This is a genomic window from Ruegeria pomeroyi DSS-3 (genome assembly GCF_000011965.2).
In the GTDB taxonomy this organism is placed as follows: Bacteria; Pseudomonadota; Alphaproteobacteria; order Rhodobacterales; family Rhodobacteraceae; genus Ruegeria_B; species Ruegeria_B pomeroyi.
The window spans coordinates 1,360,638-1,374,266 of sequence record NC_003911.12 but is presented as its reverse complement, the minus strand read 5'-3'; the positions used below and the strand labels follow the sequence as shown (position 1 = coordinate 1,374,266).

Below are 13,629 nucleotides of genomic sequence, written 5' to 3'. Positions count from 1 at the left end.
GATAGATTGCGCCCATGCTGAAAAAGTTCCTTCAGGCCTTTCGCCCTCCCACGCCCGCGCCCCTGCCCGACCCCGATGCCGAGCTGGCCCTGGGCGCGCTTCTGGTGCGCGTCGCGCAGGCCGATCGCGACTATCAGGTCGAGGAGATCAGTCTGATCGACCGTATCCTGGCCCGGCTCTATGGTCACAACGCCATCGAGGCGGCCAAGGTGCGCGCCACCTGCGAAAAGCTGCACGCCGCCGCCCCCGAGACCGACACGTTCGGCAAGCTGATCCGCGAGACCACCGGCCTCGAAGAGCGGCTTGCCGCGCTAGATGCGCTTTGGGAGGTGGTGCTGGCCGATGGCGAGCAGCGCGAGGGCGAACTCAAGATCCTCGAAGAGGCGCGCATCGCCATGGGGCTTAGCCGCAAGGACAGCGACAGCGCGCGCGAGCGTATTCTGGCGCGCGCGGGCTAAGCGCCACAGACCCGGATGGAGCCGCCATGTTCCGAGATTTCCTGACCCGGCTGACCCAGCCGCAGCCCGCACCGCTTGATGATGGCGATGCGCGTCTGGCGCTGACCGCGCTGCTGGTTCGGATTGCCAGGTCGGACAACGACTATGCCCAGGCCGAGCGCGACCGGATCGATCGGATCGCCGCTGCCCGCTATGGGCTGGGTCCGTTCGAGGCGGCGCAGCTGCGCGCCCGCGCCGAGGAGCTGGAGGCCGAGGCACCCGATACCGTCCGCTTTACCCGCGCCATCAAGGAGGCCGTCGCCTACGAGGACCGCCGCGCCGTTGTCGAGGCACTTTGGTCGGTGGTGCTGGCCGACGGAGAACGCGCCCAGGAAGAGGACGCGCTGTTGCGGCTGGTGGCGAACCTGCTGGGCGTCAACGACCGCGATTCCGCCCTGGCCCGGCAACGGGCCGCACAGCGATGAGCGCCATGCTGGGCATGTATGATATGCCGCCCCTGCGGGCCGCCAATGACCGATTCTGGGCGCTGATCCGCTCCGAACTGGGCTATGGCCCCGAAACGCTCGACCGCACGCGCGATGTCTGGACGATCTGGCGCGACCCCGATCTGGTACTGGCACAGACCTGCGGCATGCCCTATCGCGCCCGGCTGCATGGCCATTTGCAACTGGTGGGCACCCCCGACTATGGGCTGCCAGACTGCCCGCCGGGGCATTACCGCTCGGTCTTTGTGGCGCGGGTCGACGATACACGGGCGCTGCCCGAGCTGGTGGGCGGGACCTTTGCCTATAACGAGGCGCTGTCGCAATCGGGCTGGGCCGCGCCGATGACCCATCTGCAGGCGGACGGGCTGGCCCCCGCCGCGCTGCTGGAAAGCGGCGCGCATGCGGCCTCGGCCGCTGCCGTCGCCGAGGGGCGGGCCGATCTGGCGGCGCTGGATGCGCTGACCTGGACCCTGCTGTGCGAACATACCGATCTGGGCGGGCGGCTGCGCGAGGTGGCCCATACCGCCCCCACCCCGGTGCTGCCCTATATCACCGCGCCGGGCCGGGACCGGGCCGTGATTGCCGCCGCGGTCCGGACAGCGATCGCGAATCTTGACCCGGACGACCGCGCGGCCCTGCATCTCGAGGGGCTGGTCGACATTCCCGCCTCAGCCTATCTGAGCGTCCCCAATCCGCCAGCGCCGTCTGCTATTTGTCCCGCAGACTGATCATTTCGTCGGGTTAACCGGTACAAACCGTCGATTTGAACATTGCAATGTGTCGGATTTTCCGACCTAGTACCGGCCTAACAAACAAAACAAGACACCGGGACACCACGTGACAGAAGCCGCCCCCGTTATCCAGATCAAGAACCTGCACAAGAGCTTTGGCCAGCTCGAAGTCCTCAAAGGTGTCGATATCACCGCCCATCGCGGCGACGTGGTGTCGCTGATCGGCTCATCGGGATCGGGGAAATCCACGCTGCTGCGCTGTTGCAACCTGCTGGAGGACAGTCAGCAGGGCGAGATCCTGTTCAACGGCGAACCGGTCCGCTGGACCGGCACCGGCAGCCACCGCCGCCCGGCCGACGCCAAACAGGTTCTGCGCATCCGCACCAACCTGAGCATGGTGTTCCAGCAGTTCAACCTGTGGGCCCATATGACCATCCTGCAAAACGTGATGGAGGCGCCGATCCAGGTGCTGGGCCGCGACCGGGCCGAAGTCGAGGACAGCGCGCGGCGCTATCTGGACAAGGTGGGGATCGGCGACAAATGCGACAACTACCCGGCCCAGCTGTCGGGCGGCCAGCAGCAGCGCGCGGCCATCGCGCGGGGCCTGTGCATGGAGCCGCAGGCGCTGCTGTTTGACGAGCCGACCTCGGCGCTTGACCCCGAACTGGAGCAGGAAGTCATCAAGGTGATCCGGGACCTGGCCGCCGAAGGCCGCACCATGATCCTGGTCACCCATGACATGAAGATGGCCGCCGATATCTCGTCCCATGTCATCTTCCTCCACCAGGGGCTGGTCGAGGAGGAGGGCACCGCCGAAGATATCTTTGCCGCGCCGAAATCCGAGCGTTTGCAGGGCTTTCTTTCCGTCACCAAGGCCGCATAATCGAAACACCAACGACAATGGGAGTCTCTCAATGAAGAAACTGATTCTGACCACCGCCGCGCTGGCGCTGAGCGCCGGCATGGCCATGGCCGATACCGTGCGCATGGGCACCGAAGGCGCCTATCCTCCGTACAACTTCATCAACGATGCCGGTGAGGTCGACGGGTTCGAGCGCGAGCTGGGCGACGAGCTGTGCAAGCGCGCCGGCCTGACCTGCGAATGGGTCAAGAACGACTGGGATTCGATCATCCCCAACCTGGTTTCGGGCAACTACGACACCATCATCGCCGGCATGTCGATCACCGACGAGCGTGACGAGGTGATCGATTTCACCCAGAACTATATCCCGCCGACCGCCTCGTCTTATGTCGCCACCTCTGATGGGGCCGATCTGTCGGGCATCGTTGCGGCCCAGACCGCGACCATCCAGGCCGGATACATCGCCGAAAGCGGTGCCACCCTGGTGGAATTCGCCACGCCCGAGGAAACCATCGCCGCCGTGCGTAACGGCGAGGCCGATGCGGTCTTTGCCGATCGGGACTATCTGGTTCCGATCGTCGCGGAATCGGGTGGCGAGCTGATGTTCGTGGGCGATGACGTGCCGCTGGGCGGCGGTGTCGGCATGGGTCTGCGCGAAAGCGACGGCGAGCTGCGCGGCAAGTTCGACGCGGCCATCACCTCGATGAAAGAGGACGGCACGCTGAACACCATGATCAAGAAATGGTTCGGCGAAGACGCCGCCGTTTACGAATAAACCCTGCGGGCGGGCCTGCCGTTGGCGGCAGGCCCGATCCCACGCGGCCACCATTGCCGCGCCCTGCCCCGCAAAGGCCCGCCGATGTTCTCCTACTGCACCGATCCCGATACGCTGGACACGGTCCGCTGGTTCTCCTGCTTTCTGACCAACGGCGTGCACCTGTCCTTCTACATGTCCTTCATCAAGGTTCTGGTCCTTCTGCTGGTCACCGCCCCGGTGGCGCTGGCGGTCGGCTTTGCCGGGGCCATGGCCACGCGCGCCACGCTGCCGCCGCTGCGCTGGCTGGGCGAGGGCTATATCGCGATTATGCGTGGCGTGCCCGATATCGCGTTCTTCCTGTTCTTCGTGATCGCGCTGGATCAGGCGTTCGAATGGACCCGCCACCAGGTCCTGTGCCCCGACTGGACCGATCCGATCCGGCAGGGCAACGACTTCCTCGTCTGCCCCGATGCCAAGATGCCGCTGGGCCGGGCCGCGGAATGGGTGCACCAGACCTATTCCTTCTTCCTCGCCGTCATCACCTTTGCCATCGTGTTCGGTGCCTTTGCCGCCAATGTGCTGCGCGGCGGCATGCGGGCGGTGCCCCATGCCCAGCTGGAAACCGCCGCCGCCTATGGCATGTCCCGGCGCCAGACCTTCTGGCGCATCCTGGTCCCGCAGATGTGGATCTATGCGCTGCCCGGCCTGTCGAACCTGTGGCTGATCCTGATCAAGGCAACCCCGCTCCTCTTCCTGCTGGGGATCGAGGATATCGTCTATTGGGCGCGCGAGATCGGCGGTACCAAGACCTCGCAATTCACCGATTACCCCCATGGCGACTGGCGCATGTGGTATTTCCTGTTCCTGCTGGTCTTCTATCTCAGCTTCACCCGTATCTCGGAAATCCTGCTCGAGCGGCTGACCGTGCGCCTCAGCCACGGCCAGGCCACCACCGGCGGTGAGGCCCTGCGCAAGGAGGCCACGGCATGAAATCCTGCATCGACACCATCCAGGATTACGGCCTGCGTTCGATCGGCATCGGCGAGCGGCTGCTGCCCCGCTCCGATTTCACCCTGTGCGAGCAGTTCACGCTGATCGGTTCGGGCATGATCTGGAACATCTATTTCGGTCTGCTGGCGCTGGTCTCGGGTTATTTCCTGGCCGTCACGCTGGCACTGGGCAAAAGCGCGGCCAACCCCTGGGCGCGCAAACCGGCGGAATGGTTCATCTTCCTGTTCCGGGGTTCGCCGCTCTTCATCCAGTTCTTCTTTGCCTATTTCTTCTTCCTGTCGCTGAAGAAGAGCTATCCGATGTTCGACTTGCTGACCTCGGCCTGGGCGGGGGCACTGATCGTGCTGTTCATGAACACCGCCGCCTATTCGGCCGAGATCTTCTATGGCGCGCTGCGTGCGATCCCCAAGGGCGATGTCGAGGCCGCCGACGCTTATGGCATGAGCGGCTGGCCCCGCTTTCGCCGCATCATCTGGCCGACCATGATGCGGCTGGCCTGGCCCGCCTATACCAACGAGGCGATCTTTCTGTTTCACGCCACCACGCTGGTCTTCTTTTCGGCCTTCCCGGCCTGGCAACAGCGCGGCGATGCGCTGTACTACGCCAGCTATTTCGCCGACAAGACCTTCAACCCGTTTGTCCCCTACCCTATCCTGGCCTTCTATTTCATCCTGTTGACACTGGCCGTGGTGGGTATCTTCGGGGTGATTAACACCAGGCTCAACCGTCACCTGCCGGCGGAACGGCGCCCCAAGATGCGCTTCCGCCTCAACCTCGCTCGCTAAGGTGCTTTCATGCATGTCGTGGTGATCGGTGCAGGGATCGTCGGCGCCTCCATTGCCGATCAGCTGGCCGCGCGCGGCGCCCGTGTCACGGTGATTGACCGCGCCGGTCCCGGTGCGGGCGCCTCGGGCATGTCCTTTGGCTGGATCAACGCCGCCGCGTCGGAAGACGACACTTACTTCCGCTTTCGCCTGGCCGCGGTCGCGCGCTTTCGCGCGCTCTGCGACAGGCTCGACCTGTCGGACGCGGTCACCTGGAACGGCTGTATCTGGTGGGAAGACGCGGGCGAGGCCTTTGAAACCCATCTCGAGGCCATGGCGCGCTGGGGCTATGACGTCACCCTGATCGGCGCTGATGATTTCGCCCGGCTGGAGCCCAACGTCGCCAACCCGCCCGAGAGGGCGATCTGGTGCCCCTCAGAAGGGGCCGCCGAACCCGACAAGGTGGCCCGCGCCCTGCTGCGCCGTGCGGCCACAAATGGCGCCCGCCTGATCCTTGGGCGCGAGGTGACCGGGCTGATGCGCCGGGGCGAGCGGGTGACCGGCATCGACACCGACCTTTGCCCGATGGCCGCCGATCTGGTGGTGGTTGCCGCCGGCATCCGCTCGGGCGCACTGACCGGCCTGCCGATGCAGAACAAGCCCGGCCTGATCCTGCGCACCGCGCCCATCGCCCCGGTGATCAGCCGCATCATCATGTCCTCGGACATCCATTTCCGCCAGGCCAGCGATGGCCGCCTCTATCTGGGCGAGATCTTCTCGGGCGGCATCGCCACCGAGACGCTCGACTTTGCCAGCGGCCTGATCGACGAGTTGATGACCCGCCTGCGCAACCGCCTGCCCGGTGTCGAGGGGTTGCAGCTGGAACAGGCCGCACTGGGTACCCGCCCGGTCCCTGCCGACGGTCTTCCCGCCATCGGCCCGGTACCCGGCAGCGAGGGGCTGTATCTTGCCACCATGCACAGCGGCGTCACCCTGGGCCCGCTGGTGGGCGAGCTGGTCGCGCGCGAGGTGCTGGAGCAGGACAGCGACCCGCTGCTGGCGCCCTATCGTCCGTCACGGCTGTTCTGAGCCCGCCAGCTGCCGCAAAAAACCTTTCGGAAATATCGCTTGCCAGCCCCCCTTTGCTAGTAGTAAGAATTTGATCAAATCTAATAGACAGTGCGCGAGAAGGGCCCATGCAAGCCAAAAACTGGCTGCGGAAGAACCCGCAGGTAAGAACCATTCGTGTGGCCGCGGCCGATCTGAACGGCCAGCCGCGCGGCAAGCGCGTGCCCGGACGCTTTGCCGACAAGGCGATCGAGGGCGGCACCCGCTTTCCGCTGTCGGTGATGAATCTCGACATCTGGGGCGAGGATATCGAGGACAGCCCGCTGGTGCTGGCCTCGGGTGACCGCGACGGCGTTCTGCAACCGACCGAGCGTGGTTTCATGCCGATGCCCTGGCTCGACACGCCCACCGGCCTGCTGCCGATCTGGATGTTCCACGAAGATGGCCGCCCCTATGAGGGCGATCCGCGCCATGCGCTGAACACCGTTGTCAAACGCTACAAGGCGCGCGGGCTGAAACCCGTTGTCGCCGTCGAGCTGGAGTTCTTTCTGATCGACGACAGCGGTCGCCACCTTCAGGTGCCGCAATCGCCCCGGTCCGGCAAGCGGCGCAAGGCGGGCGAGATCCTGTCGCTGCGCGCGCTCGACCAGTTTGATCATTTCTTCACCGAGCTCTACGACGCCTGCGAAGTGATGGACATCCCCGCCGATACCGCCATTTCCGAGGCCGGTGTCGGCCAGTTCGAAATCAACCTGATGCATCAGGACGACGCCCTGCGCGCCGCCGACGATGCCTGGCTGTTCAAGATGCTGGTCAAGGGGCTGGCCCGCAAACACGGATTTGCCGCCAGCTTCATGGCCAAACCCTACGAGGACTATGCCGGATCGGGCATGCATATGCATTTCTCGGTGCTGGATGAGGATGGCAACAACGTCTTTGATGATGGCACCGAGCGCGGCAGCGACACCATGCTGCATGCGGTGCGCGGCTGTCTGGACGCAATGTCCGGAAGCACGCTGATCTTTGCCCCTCATGACAACAGCTATGCCCGGCTGGTGCCCAATGCCCATGCCCCCACCGGGGTCGCCTGGGCCTATGAAAACCGCACCGCCGCCATCCGCATCCCCTCGGGCAGCCCGGTCGCGCGCCGGATCGAACACCGGGTCGCGGGCGGCGACGTCAATCCCTATCTGATGATCGCCGCGGTTCTGGGCGCCGCCCTGAACGGGATCGAGGATGGCCAGATGCCGCCGCAGCCGATCTCGGGCAATGCCTACAAGGCGAACCTGGCGCAGATCCCCGACCGTTGGGACACGGCGATCGACGCCTTCGAATCCGATCCGGCCGTCGCGCGGATTTTCGCGCCCGAGCTGATCCGCAACTTTGTCATGACCAAGCGGCAGGAATTCCGCTACTTTCAGGAGTTGACCGAGAAGGAAAAAACCGAAGTCTATCTGGACACGGTCTGACCTGATCGCGACATGGGCACTGCCGGAGCCCCGATCCGGCAACACACACGACTGGTGACACATGAAAATCGGAATTCTCCTGACTGGCCACGCCCCGGACACGCTTGTCGATGCGACCGGCGACTATGACGCGTTCTTTGTCCGCCTGCTGGGTCCGCAGAACTTTGAATTCGAAACCTATTCGGTGGTGGACGGGCAATTTCCCAGCGGTGCCGATGCCGCCGATGGCTGGCTGATCACAGGCTCGCGCCACGGGGTTTACGAAGACCACCCCTGGATCCCGCCGCTCGAGGCGCTGATCCGTCAGATCCGCGATCAGGGCCAGCCGTTGATCGGGGTCTGTTTCGGCCATCAGATCATCGCCCAGGCCCTGGGCGGCAAGGTCGAGAAATTCCAGGGCGGTTGGGCCATCGGCCCCACCGAATACGATATGGGCAGCGAGCGGGTGACCGTGAACGCCTGGCATCAGGACCAGGTCGTCGCCCTGCCCGAAGGCGCCGAGGTCCTGGCCTCGAACGACTTCTGCCGGAATGCGATGGTCGCCTATGGCGACACGATCTGGACCATCCAGGCGCATCCCGAATACGACAACGACTTTATCGGCGGGCTGATCCGGACCCGTGGCCGCGGCGTGGTGCCCGACACCGTGCTCGACGATGCGACCGCGCGGCTCGACAGCCCGCTCGATAGCCCCGCCATCGGCAAACGCATGGCGGATTTCTACAAGAAAGCGAGGGCCTGACATGGCCGACTGGACAGACAATCTCCCCGAGGCCGCACAGGCCTATCTGGAAAACCGCCGCCTGGACGAGGTGGAATGCATCATCTCGGACCTGCCCGGCATTGCCCGCGGCAAGGCGGTTCCCGCCAGCAAATTCGCACGGCAGGACTATTTCCACCTGCCCGACAGCATCTTTTACCAGACCATCACCGGTGACTGGGGCGATGCCGCCGGCGAAGAGGGTTTTATCGAGCGCGACATGATCCTGCGCCCCGATTACTCGACCGCCACCGCCGCGCCCTGGACCGGCGACTGGACGCTGCAGGTAATCCATGACGCCTATGACCGCGACGGCGATCCGATCCCGTTCAGCCCGCGCAACGTGCTGCGCCGGGTGGTCTCTCTCTATCATGCGCAGGGCTGGAAACCGGTCGTGGCGCCCGAGATGGAATTCTTTCTCGTCGCCCGCAACCTCGACCCGGCCAAGGAAATCGAGCCGATGATGGGCCGTTCGGGCCGTCCCGCGGCCGCGCGGCAGGCCTATTCGATGACCGCGGTCGACGAGTTCGGCCCGGTGATCGACGACATCTATGATTTTGCCGAGGCGCAGGGCTTCGAGATCGACGGCATCACTCAGGAAGGCGGCGCCGGCCAGCTGGAAATCAACCTGCGGCACGGCAGCCCGGTGCGGCTGGCCGACGAGGTGTTCTATTTCAAGCGGCTGATCCGCGAGGCGGCGCTGCGCCACAATTGTTTCGCCACCTTCATGGCCAAGCCGATCGAGAACGAGCCGGGCAGCGCCATGCATATCCACCATTCGATCGTGGACATGGAGACCGGCGAGAACATCTTTTCCGGCCCGCAGGGGGGCGAAACGGACGCCTTCTATCACTTCATCGCCGGTTTGCAGAACCACCTGCCCTCGGGGCTGGCGGTGATGGCGCCCTATGTGAACTCGTACCGCCGCTACGTGAAGGACCACGCCGCGCCCATCAACCTGGAATGGGGCCGCGACAACCGCACCACCGGCATTCGCGTGCCCCTGTCCGGACCAGCCGCGCGCCGGATCGAGAACCGGCTGGCGGGCATGGACTGCAACCCCTATCTGGGCATCGCGGTCTCGCTGGCCTGCGGCTATCTGGGCCTGATGGAAGAGTTGCGCCCGCGCAAGCAGTTCAAAGGCGATGCCTATGTCGGCGAGGGCGATATCCCGCAGGTGATGGGCGACGCGCTGGACCTGTTCGACGAGGCCAAGGCCCTGCACGAGGTGCTCGGCCCCGAATTCGCGCGCGTCTACAGCATCGTGAAACGCGCCGAATACAACGAGTTCCTGCAGGTGATTTCGCCCTGGGAACGCGAACACTTGCTGATGAACGTCTAAGCGGCGGCGATCCGTTCTCGAACGACATGAACCGGATATGCCCGGGCCTGCCTTCGGCATTTCCGGGCATTTCGGACACGGCACCCCGGGGTGACCCGAACCACTCTCTCAGTGATGGGGAAGGGCTTGCCCTTCCCATCTTTTTGGCGGTACCCGCGCATCGCTTTGGTCCGCTTCGAGCCCAGAGCCACCGATGCTGCAGATTGCGCCGATGTCCGCTTCCTGCTGCTGGCAACGAGCCCTGTGACCTCAACTCGATGTTTTGGCCTGTTTCAGGATCAGATAAATCCGATCAATGACTTTGCGCACCTGAGGTACAAATCTGTCCTCGTGATGCGTCACAAGCCATTGCTCGTGTTCTAGGTCTCCGATCAAAGGCGACACTTGTTTCAGGGTGTCGAACTGGCTGCCAATGAAAGTGGGTAGCACAACACGCGCGGTCCCAGCCAATGCTAGATCAAGCGCATTTCGTGGGCTTGTCACCTCAATCGCGTCTGCCGTCCGCGCCTCTTCCCGCACCCATTTTGCGGAAGGCGTCGTTGCTATGACACGCGCCCACGTGTTTACTTTCCGATTTCTCGCATAAACAGCGAAACGGACACGCGTTATCCTGCGCCCGGCAAGCCCGGACCCTTCCGGTCGATGGTTTCGAATTCCGATCAGCGCTTCGCGTCGTCCAATGTCAGCGACGTCATCAGAGGCGATGAACCTAAGCCGTATGCGGTCTGAGCCAATAATTTCGGACACATTCGCGCAAAGCAGATGCGTCACCCAGCTTCCGGCAGAGACTTTAACGACAGGTATGGCCTGTTCCGGATCGATTGCCGTTATGGGCAGAACAAGGCTCTCAAGCCGTGCGGCTTTCGCAAGCAGGTGTTGACCGTCCTCCGTGAGCGCATACCCTCGCGCCATACGTTGAAACAGGTCGCTCCCCAGTCGCCGCTCTAGGTTAAGCATACGTCGCCCCAGTGTCGGAGCACTCTTTCCTGTTGAAGCAGCTGCTGCAGCAAGGCCGCCCTCACGCGCCACGGCCAGAAAAAGCCGTAGGTCATCCCAGTCAAAGTTCGTTTCATTCATGAAATGACCATTACATTGCATTTCATGGATTCCGAAAAGAATTCGTGGCTTCATCGAGGGCAAGCTTTAAGGGAGTCGGGACATGAAGTTTCTGGATACTGATATTCTCCCATTGGGCATGGGCTGTTGGCCAATAGGGGGCGCGATGTTCGCAGGTGATCAACCGCTCGGTTACACCAATGTCGATGACGACGAGTCCATTCGCACCATTCACGCGGCGCTTGATGCAGGCATCACCTTGTTTGATACAGCGCCCGCTTATGGCGCGGGCCATGCGGAGCGCATCCTGTCACGTGCCTTGAAGGGCAGGCCTGAAGCAATCATTGCGACAAAGTTCGGAACCGGAATCATCGAAGAGAGCAAGCAGCTCACGGAAAACGAGGATGATCCCGCAAGCGTCCTGCCCGCCATCGACCGAAGCCTGGCCAGACTTGGACGTGACAGGATTGACGTGTTGATACTGCACCTCAATTCTCTATCGGTGCCGAAGGCGGAGGCGCTATTCGAGGAAGTCGAAAAAGCCTGTGCAGCGGGAAAAGTGCGCTCCTACGGGTGGAGCACGGATTTTTCAGAAAGCGCCGTGGCTTTTGCGGACAGGCCCGCATTTGTCGCCGTAGAACACGCGATGAATGTGCTTCTCGATGCGCCGAGAATGCGTCGGGCACTCCACGACAAAGACCTGGTCGCCCTCATCCGGTCGCCTTTGGCGATGGGACTACTTGGAGGGAACTATGGTGCCGGTGACGCCATGCGCAAGGACGATATTCGGGCAACGTCAAACCCTAGAACTGATTACTTCGCAAACGGTCAGGTAAACCCAACCTTTTTGGCAAAGCTTGATGCGATCCGAGCGTTGTTAACGACGGACGGGCGCACCTTGGCACAGGGCGCGCTCGGCTGGATCTGGGCGCAAGAGGGCGCGAACATCCCCATACCTGGCGCACGAACAGCGAAGCAGATCGAAGGCCTCGCCGGAGCACTTGCTTTTGGCGCGCTTCCAGATGATGTGGTCGTTCAGGTCGAGGCATTGGTCGAACGAGAACCTGATGACACGCCTGATCGCGCGCGCTGAACAAGGCTTGGAATCCGACATTTGCGCAGCCGCAGCGAAAGCTCGGTTTGTCTAAGATTTTTGGATGCGGGGCAGTGCGTTAGTGTTGTGTTGGGCGGTCAGGCCCGCGTTGACAAATCTGACAAGGTGGAAGCGGCGGGACGCAAGCGCCGTGCTATGGGGAAAGTACAGGCCCCAGTCCCTGATATCGGTTGGAGTTTCGCGGATTTTTCCGAGTTTGGAGGCGTAGCGTCGATGTCTTGGGTTTAGGACCGGGCCCGTTTTTCGGTCTTGCTGCGGCGGCCTGCGTTCCATCGCGACGCATTGATGGCACTGAGCCAAAGCTTGCCTTTGACCGGCATGTTGCGTGTCGGACCTGAGGAGGCGCAAAAGATGGGCGGTTCATCATGCGGCCCGCTTTCTTGGTGGCGCTCGGGTTCGGGGGATTTGGCGACGCCGGAAGGTCTCGATGATGCGCATCTGTCCGCCACAGTCGGGGCATGGCTCACGTAAAGTGAGGGGTGCCGGGGGATCATCTGCGGGCCGGTCTGGCTCGGCCGATCTGGTCGCTCCAAGAAGCGCACGGATTTGGGCGACTTTCGCTCTGCGTCTACTGCCTGCAAGGAAGCCGTAGTGGCGGAGACGATGGAACCGGTCGGGGAGCACATGCATCAGAAAGCGGCGGATGACCTCGGTTGGCAGGCGCATGACCTTCATGCGGTCACCACGCTTGATCCTGTAATCCTTCCATTTGAACGCCACGGTGTTGGCATCAGCGCTGACGAGGCGACGGTTCGAGATGGTGACGCGGTGGGTGTATCGTGACAGGTATGCCAGCACGGCCTCCGGTCCGCCGAAGGGGTGAAGGGCGGCCAGGAATTGATCCAGTGGATCAATTCAGCCCTGAACGGGCGCAGCCCCGGGGCGGCATGGACCACCCAGTCGGTTTTGCGCAGCGGCGTGAGCCATTCGGCGAGAGCACTGGCCTCTGCCAATTCGGTGAGATCACCGAAGAACCTCAGCTGTCCTGCACGGTGCAAAGCCATGAGGCCTTTGACAAGCAACCGCCGGAGTTCAAGCGTCAAGCAAATGATCCGGGGGATCATTTGTAGCGCAGAACCGCGACAGCACGCGCACATGCAAAAAGAACCCTGGTTTGCACGCGACCCACCGGGTGCCGTCCGGGGACAGGCCACCGCCTGGAACGATCATGTGGATATGCGGGTGATGGGTCAGCGCCGATCCCCGGGTGTGGAGGACGCTGGTCATGCCGATGCAAGCGCCAAGACGTTTGGGATCAGCGGCGATGGTCATCACCGTTTCCGCCGATGCCCTGAATAGCAGGCCATAGACCGCCCGTTTGTTCCAAAGCGCTATGCGTGCGATCTCGGCTGGCAGCGTGAACACCACGTGGAAATACTCGACGGGCAGCAGATCCTCAGCGCGGGCCGCCATCCAGTCGCGCGCCGCCGGTGCCTGACACTTCGGGCAATGCCCCCCTCTCGGCAGATTTGGCTTTGCCAAATCGCCTGCCGGGCAATGGTATCTTGCAGCTGTTGTAGGCGATGTGCTGGTGGTTGCACTTGGTGCAGGCCGCCACATGCCCGCCGAGCGCCTCCGTTCGGCAGGCTTCAATCGCTGACATGACCTTCAACTGCGCCAGGGTCAGATGCCCTGCATTGGCCCGCCGATACGCCGGGCCATGGATTTGAAAGATGTCAGCAACCTCCAGCTTCGGGCGCGGCAATGCCCGCGGTCGTCACTCCGACCTTCGGTCCCGCAGCTGCGCAAGCA

13 protein-coding genes and 1 pseudogene are annotated in these 13,629 nt (G+C 63.2%); 12 read left to right on the top strand and 2 right to left on the bottom strand.

Annotated elements, in window-relative coordinates; translation table 11 throughout:
- Positions 1-14: 14 nt before the first annotated feature.
- The 11 genes from SPO_RS06675 (at position 15) to SPO_RS06625 (ending at position 9,707) form a co-directional block, all read left to right on the top strand.
- A complete protein-coding gene (locus SPO_RS06675) occupies positions 15-458 on the top strand; it encodes a TerB family tellurite resistance protein (protein WP_011047049.1) in 444 nt (147 codons plus the stop codon).
- Positions 459-484: 26 nt separating this feature from the next.
- On the top strand, positions 485-922 hold the full coding sequence (locus SPO_RS06670; RefSeq protein WP_011047048.1) for a TerB family tellurite resistance protein: 438 nt from the start codon (positions 485-487) through the stop codon (positions 920-922).
- The gene (locus SPO_RS06665; RefSeq protein ID WP_011047047.1) at positions 919-1,671 is read left to right on the top strand and encodes a phosphate/phosphite/phosphonate ABC transporter substrate-binding protein; all 753 of its coding nucleotides are present in this window, start codon (positions 919-921) and stop codon (positions 1,669-1,671) included. Before SPO_RS06670 ends, SPO_RS06665 begins: the two co-directional genes overlap by 4 nt.
- A gap of 109 nt (positions 1,672-1,780) precedes the next feature.
- On the top strand, positions 1,781-2,557 hold the full coding sequence (locus SPO_RS06660; protein WP_011047046.1) for an ABC transporter ATP-binding protein: 777 nt from the start codon (positions 1,781-1,783) through the stop codon (positions 2,555-2,557).
- Positions 2,558-2,588: 31 nt separating this feature from the next.
- Positions 2,589-3,311 carry a transporter substrate-binding domain-containing protein gene (locus SPO_RS06655; protein WP_044028053.1) on the top strand — a complete coding sequence of 241 codons (723 nt, stop codon included), beginning with the start codon at positions 2,589-2,591 and terminating at the stop codon, positions 3,309-3,311.
- Positions 3,312-3,395: 84 nt separating this feature from the next.
- Positions 3,396-4,283: an ABC transporter permease gene (locus tag SPO_RS06650; protein ID WP_011047044.1), complete on the top strand. Its 888-nt coding sequence runs from the start codon at positions 3,396-3,398 to the stop codon at positions 4,281-4,283.
- Positions 4,280-5,089 (top strand): ABC transporter permease, encoded by an 810-nt coding sequence (locus SPO_RS06645; protein ID WP_011047043.1) that lies wholly within the window; start codon positions 4,280-4,282, stop codon positions 5,087-5,089. The genes SPO_RS06650 and SPO_RS06645 overlap by 4 nt, the downstream gene beginning before the upstream one ends.
- Before the next feature lie 9 nt (positions 5,090-5,098).
- Positions 5,099-6,157 (top strand): NAD(P)/FAD-dependent oxidoreductase, encoded by a 1,059-nt coding sequence (locus tag SPO_RS06640; protein WP_011047042.1) that lies wholly within the window; start codon positions 5,099-5,101, stop codon positions 6,155-6,157.
- Between the two features lie 107 nt (positions 6,158-6,264).
- Complete coding sequence (locus SPO_RS06635; RefSeq protein ID WP_011047041.1) at positions 6,265-7,605, top strand: glutamine synthetase family protein; 1,341 nt, start codon at positions 6,265-6,267, stop codon at positions 7,603-7,605.
- A gap of 61 nt (positions 7,606-7,666) precedes the next feature.
- Positions 7,667-8,347 (top strand): type 1 glutamine amidotransferase, encoded by a 681-nt coding sequence (locus tag SPO_RS06630; RefSeq protein ID WP_011047040.1) that lies wholly within the window; start codon positions 7,667-7,669, stop codon positions 8,345-8,347.
- Position 8,348: 1 nt separating this feature from the next.
- Complete coding sequence (locus SPO_RS06625; protein ID WP_011047039.1) at positions 8,349-9,707, top strand: glutamine synthetase family protein; 1,359 nt, start codon at positions 8,349-8,351, stop codon at positions 9,705-9,707.
- 249 nt (positions 9,708-9,956) lie between these two features.
- Here the strand turns inward: SPO_RS06625 and SPO_RS22460 are convergent, their stop codons facing one another.
- Positions 9,957-10,784, bottom strand: coding sequence for a LysR family transcriptional regulator (locus SPO_RS22460; RefSeq protein WP_011047038.1), 828 nt, complete (start codon positions 10,782-10,784; stop codon positions 9,957-9,959).
- 82 nt (positions 10,785-10,866) lie between these two features.
- On the opposite strand from SPO_RS22460, the gene SPO_RS06610 reads away from it, so the two are divergent.
- Complete coding sequence (locus SPO_RS06610) at positions 10,867-11,856, top strand: aldo/keto reductase (RefSeq protein WP_011047037.1); 990 nt, start codon at positions 10,867-10,869, stop codon at positions 11,854-11,856.
- Positions 11,857-12,240: 384 nt separating this feature from the next.
- Here SPO_RS06610 and SPO_RS06605 read toward each other — a convergent pair.
- Positions 12,241-13,582: pseudogene (locus SPO_RS06605) on the bottom strand (IS91 family transposase).
- Positions 13,583-13,629: the final 47 nt, after the last annotated feature.

Coding starts and splice junctions, on each gene's coding strand:
- SPO_RS06650 (WP_011047044.1), top strand. CDS start 3,396: ATGTTCTCCTACTGCACCGATCCCGATACGCTGGACACGGTCCGCTGG.
- SPO_RS06610 (WP_011047037.1), top strand. CDS start 10,867: ATGAAGTTTCTGGATACTGATATTCTCCCATTGGGCATGGGCTGTTGG.
- SPO_RS06635 (WP_011047041.1), top strand. CDS start 6,265: ATGCAAGCCAAAAACTGGCTGCGGAAGAACCCGCAGGTAAGAACCATT.
- SPO_RS06665 (WP_011047047.1), top strand. CDS start 919: ATGAGCGCCATGCTGGGCATGTATGATATGCCGCCCCTGCGGGCCGCC.
- SPO_RS06630 (WP_011047040.1), top strand. CDS start 7,667: ATGAAAATCGGAATTCTCCTGACTGGCCACGCCCCGGACACGCTTGTC.
- SPO_RS06645 (WP_011047043.1), top strand. CDS start 4,280: ATGAAATCCTGCATCGACACCATCCAGGATTACGGCCTGCGTTCGATC.
- SPO_RS22460 (WP_011047038.1), bottom strand. CDS start 10,784: ATGAATGAAACGAACTTTGACTGGGATGACCTACGGCTTTTTCTGGCC.
- SPO_RS06655 (WP_044028053.1), top strand. CDS start 2,589: ATGAAGAAACTGATTCTGACCACCGCCGCGCTGGCGCTGAGCGCCGGC.
- SPO_RS06675 (WP_011047049.1), top strand. CDS start 15: ATGCTGAAAAAGTTCCTTCAGGCCTTTCGCCCTCCCACGCCCGCGCCC.
- SPO_RS06670 (WP_011047048.1), top strand. CDS start 485: ATGTTCCGAGATTTCCTGACCCGGCTGACCCAGCCGCAGCCCGCACCG.
- SPO_RS06640 (WP_011047042.1), top strand. CDS start 5,099: ATGCATGTCGTGGTGATCGGTGCAGGGATCGTCGGCGCCTCCATTGCC.
- SPO_RS06625 (WP_011047039.1), top strand. CDS start 8,349: ATGGCCGACTGGACAGACAATCTCCCCGAGGCCGCACAGGCCTATCTG.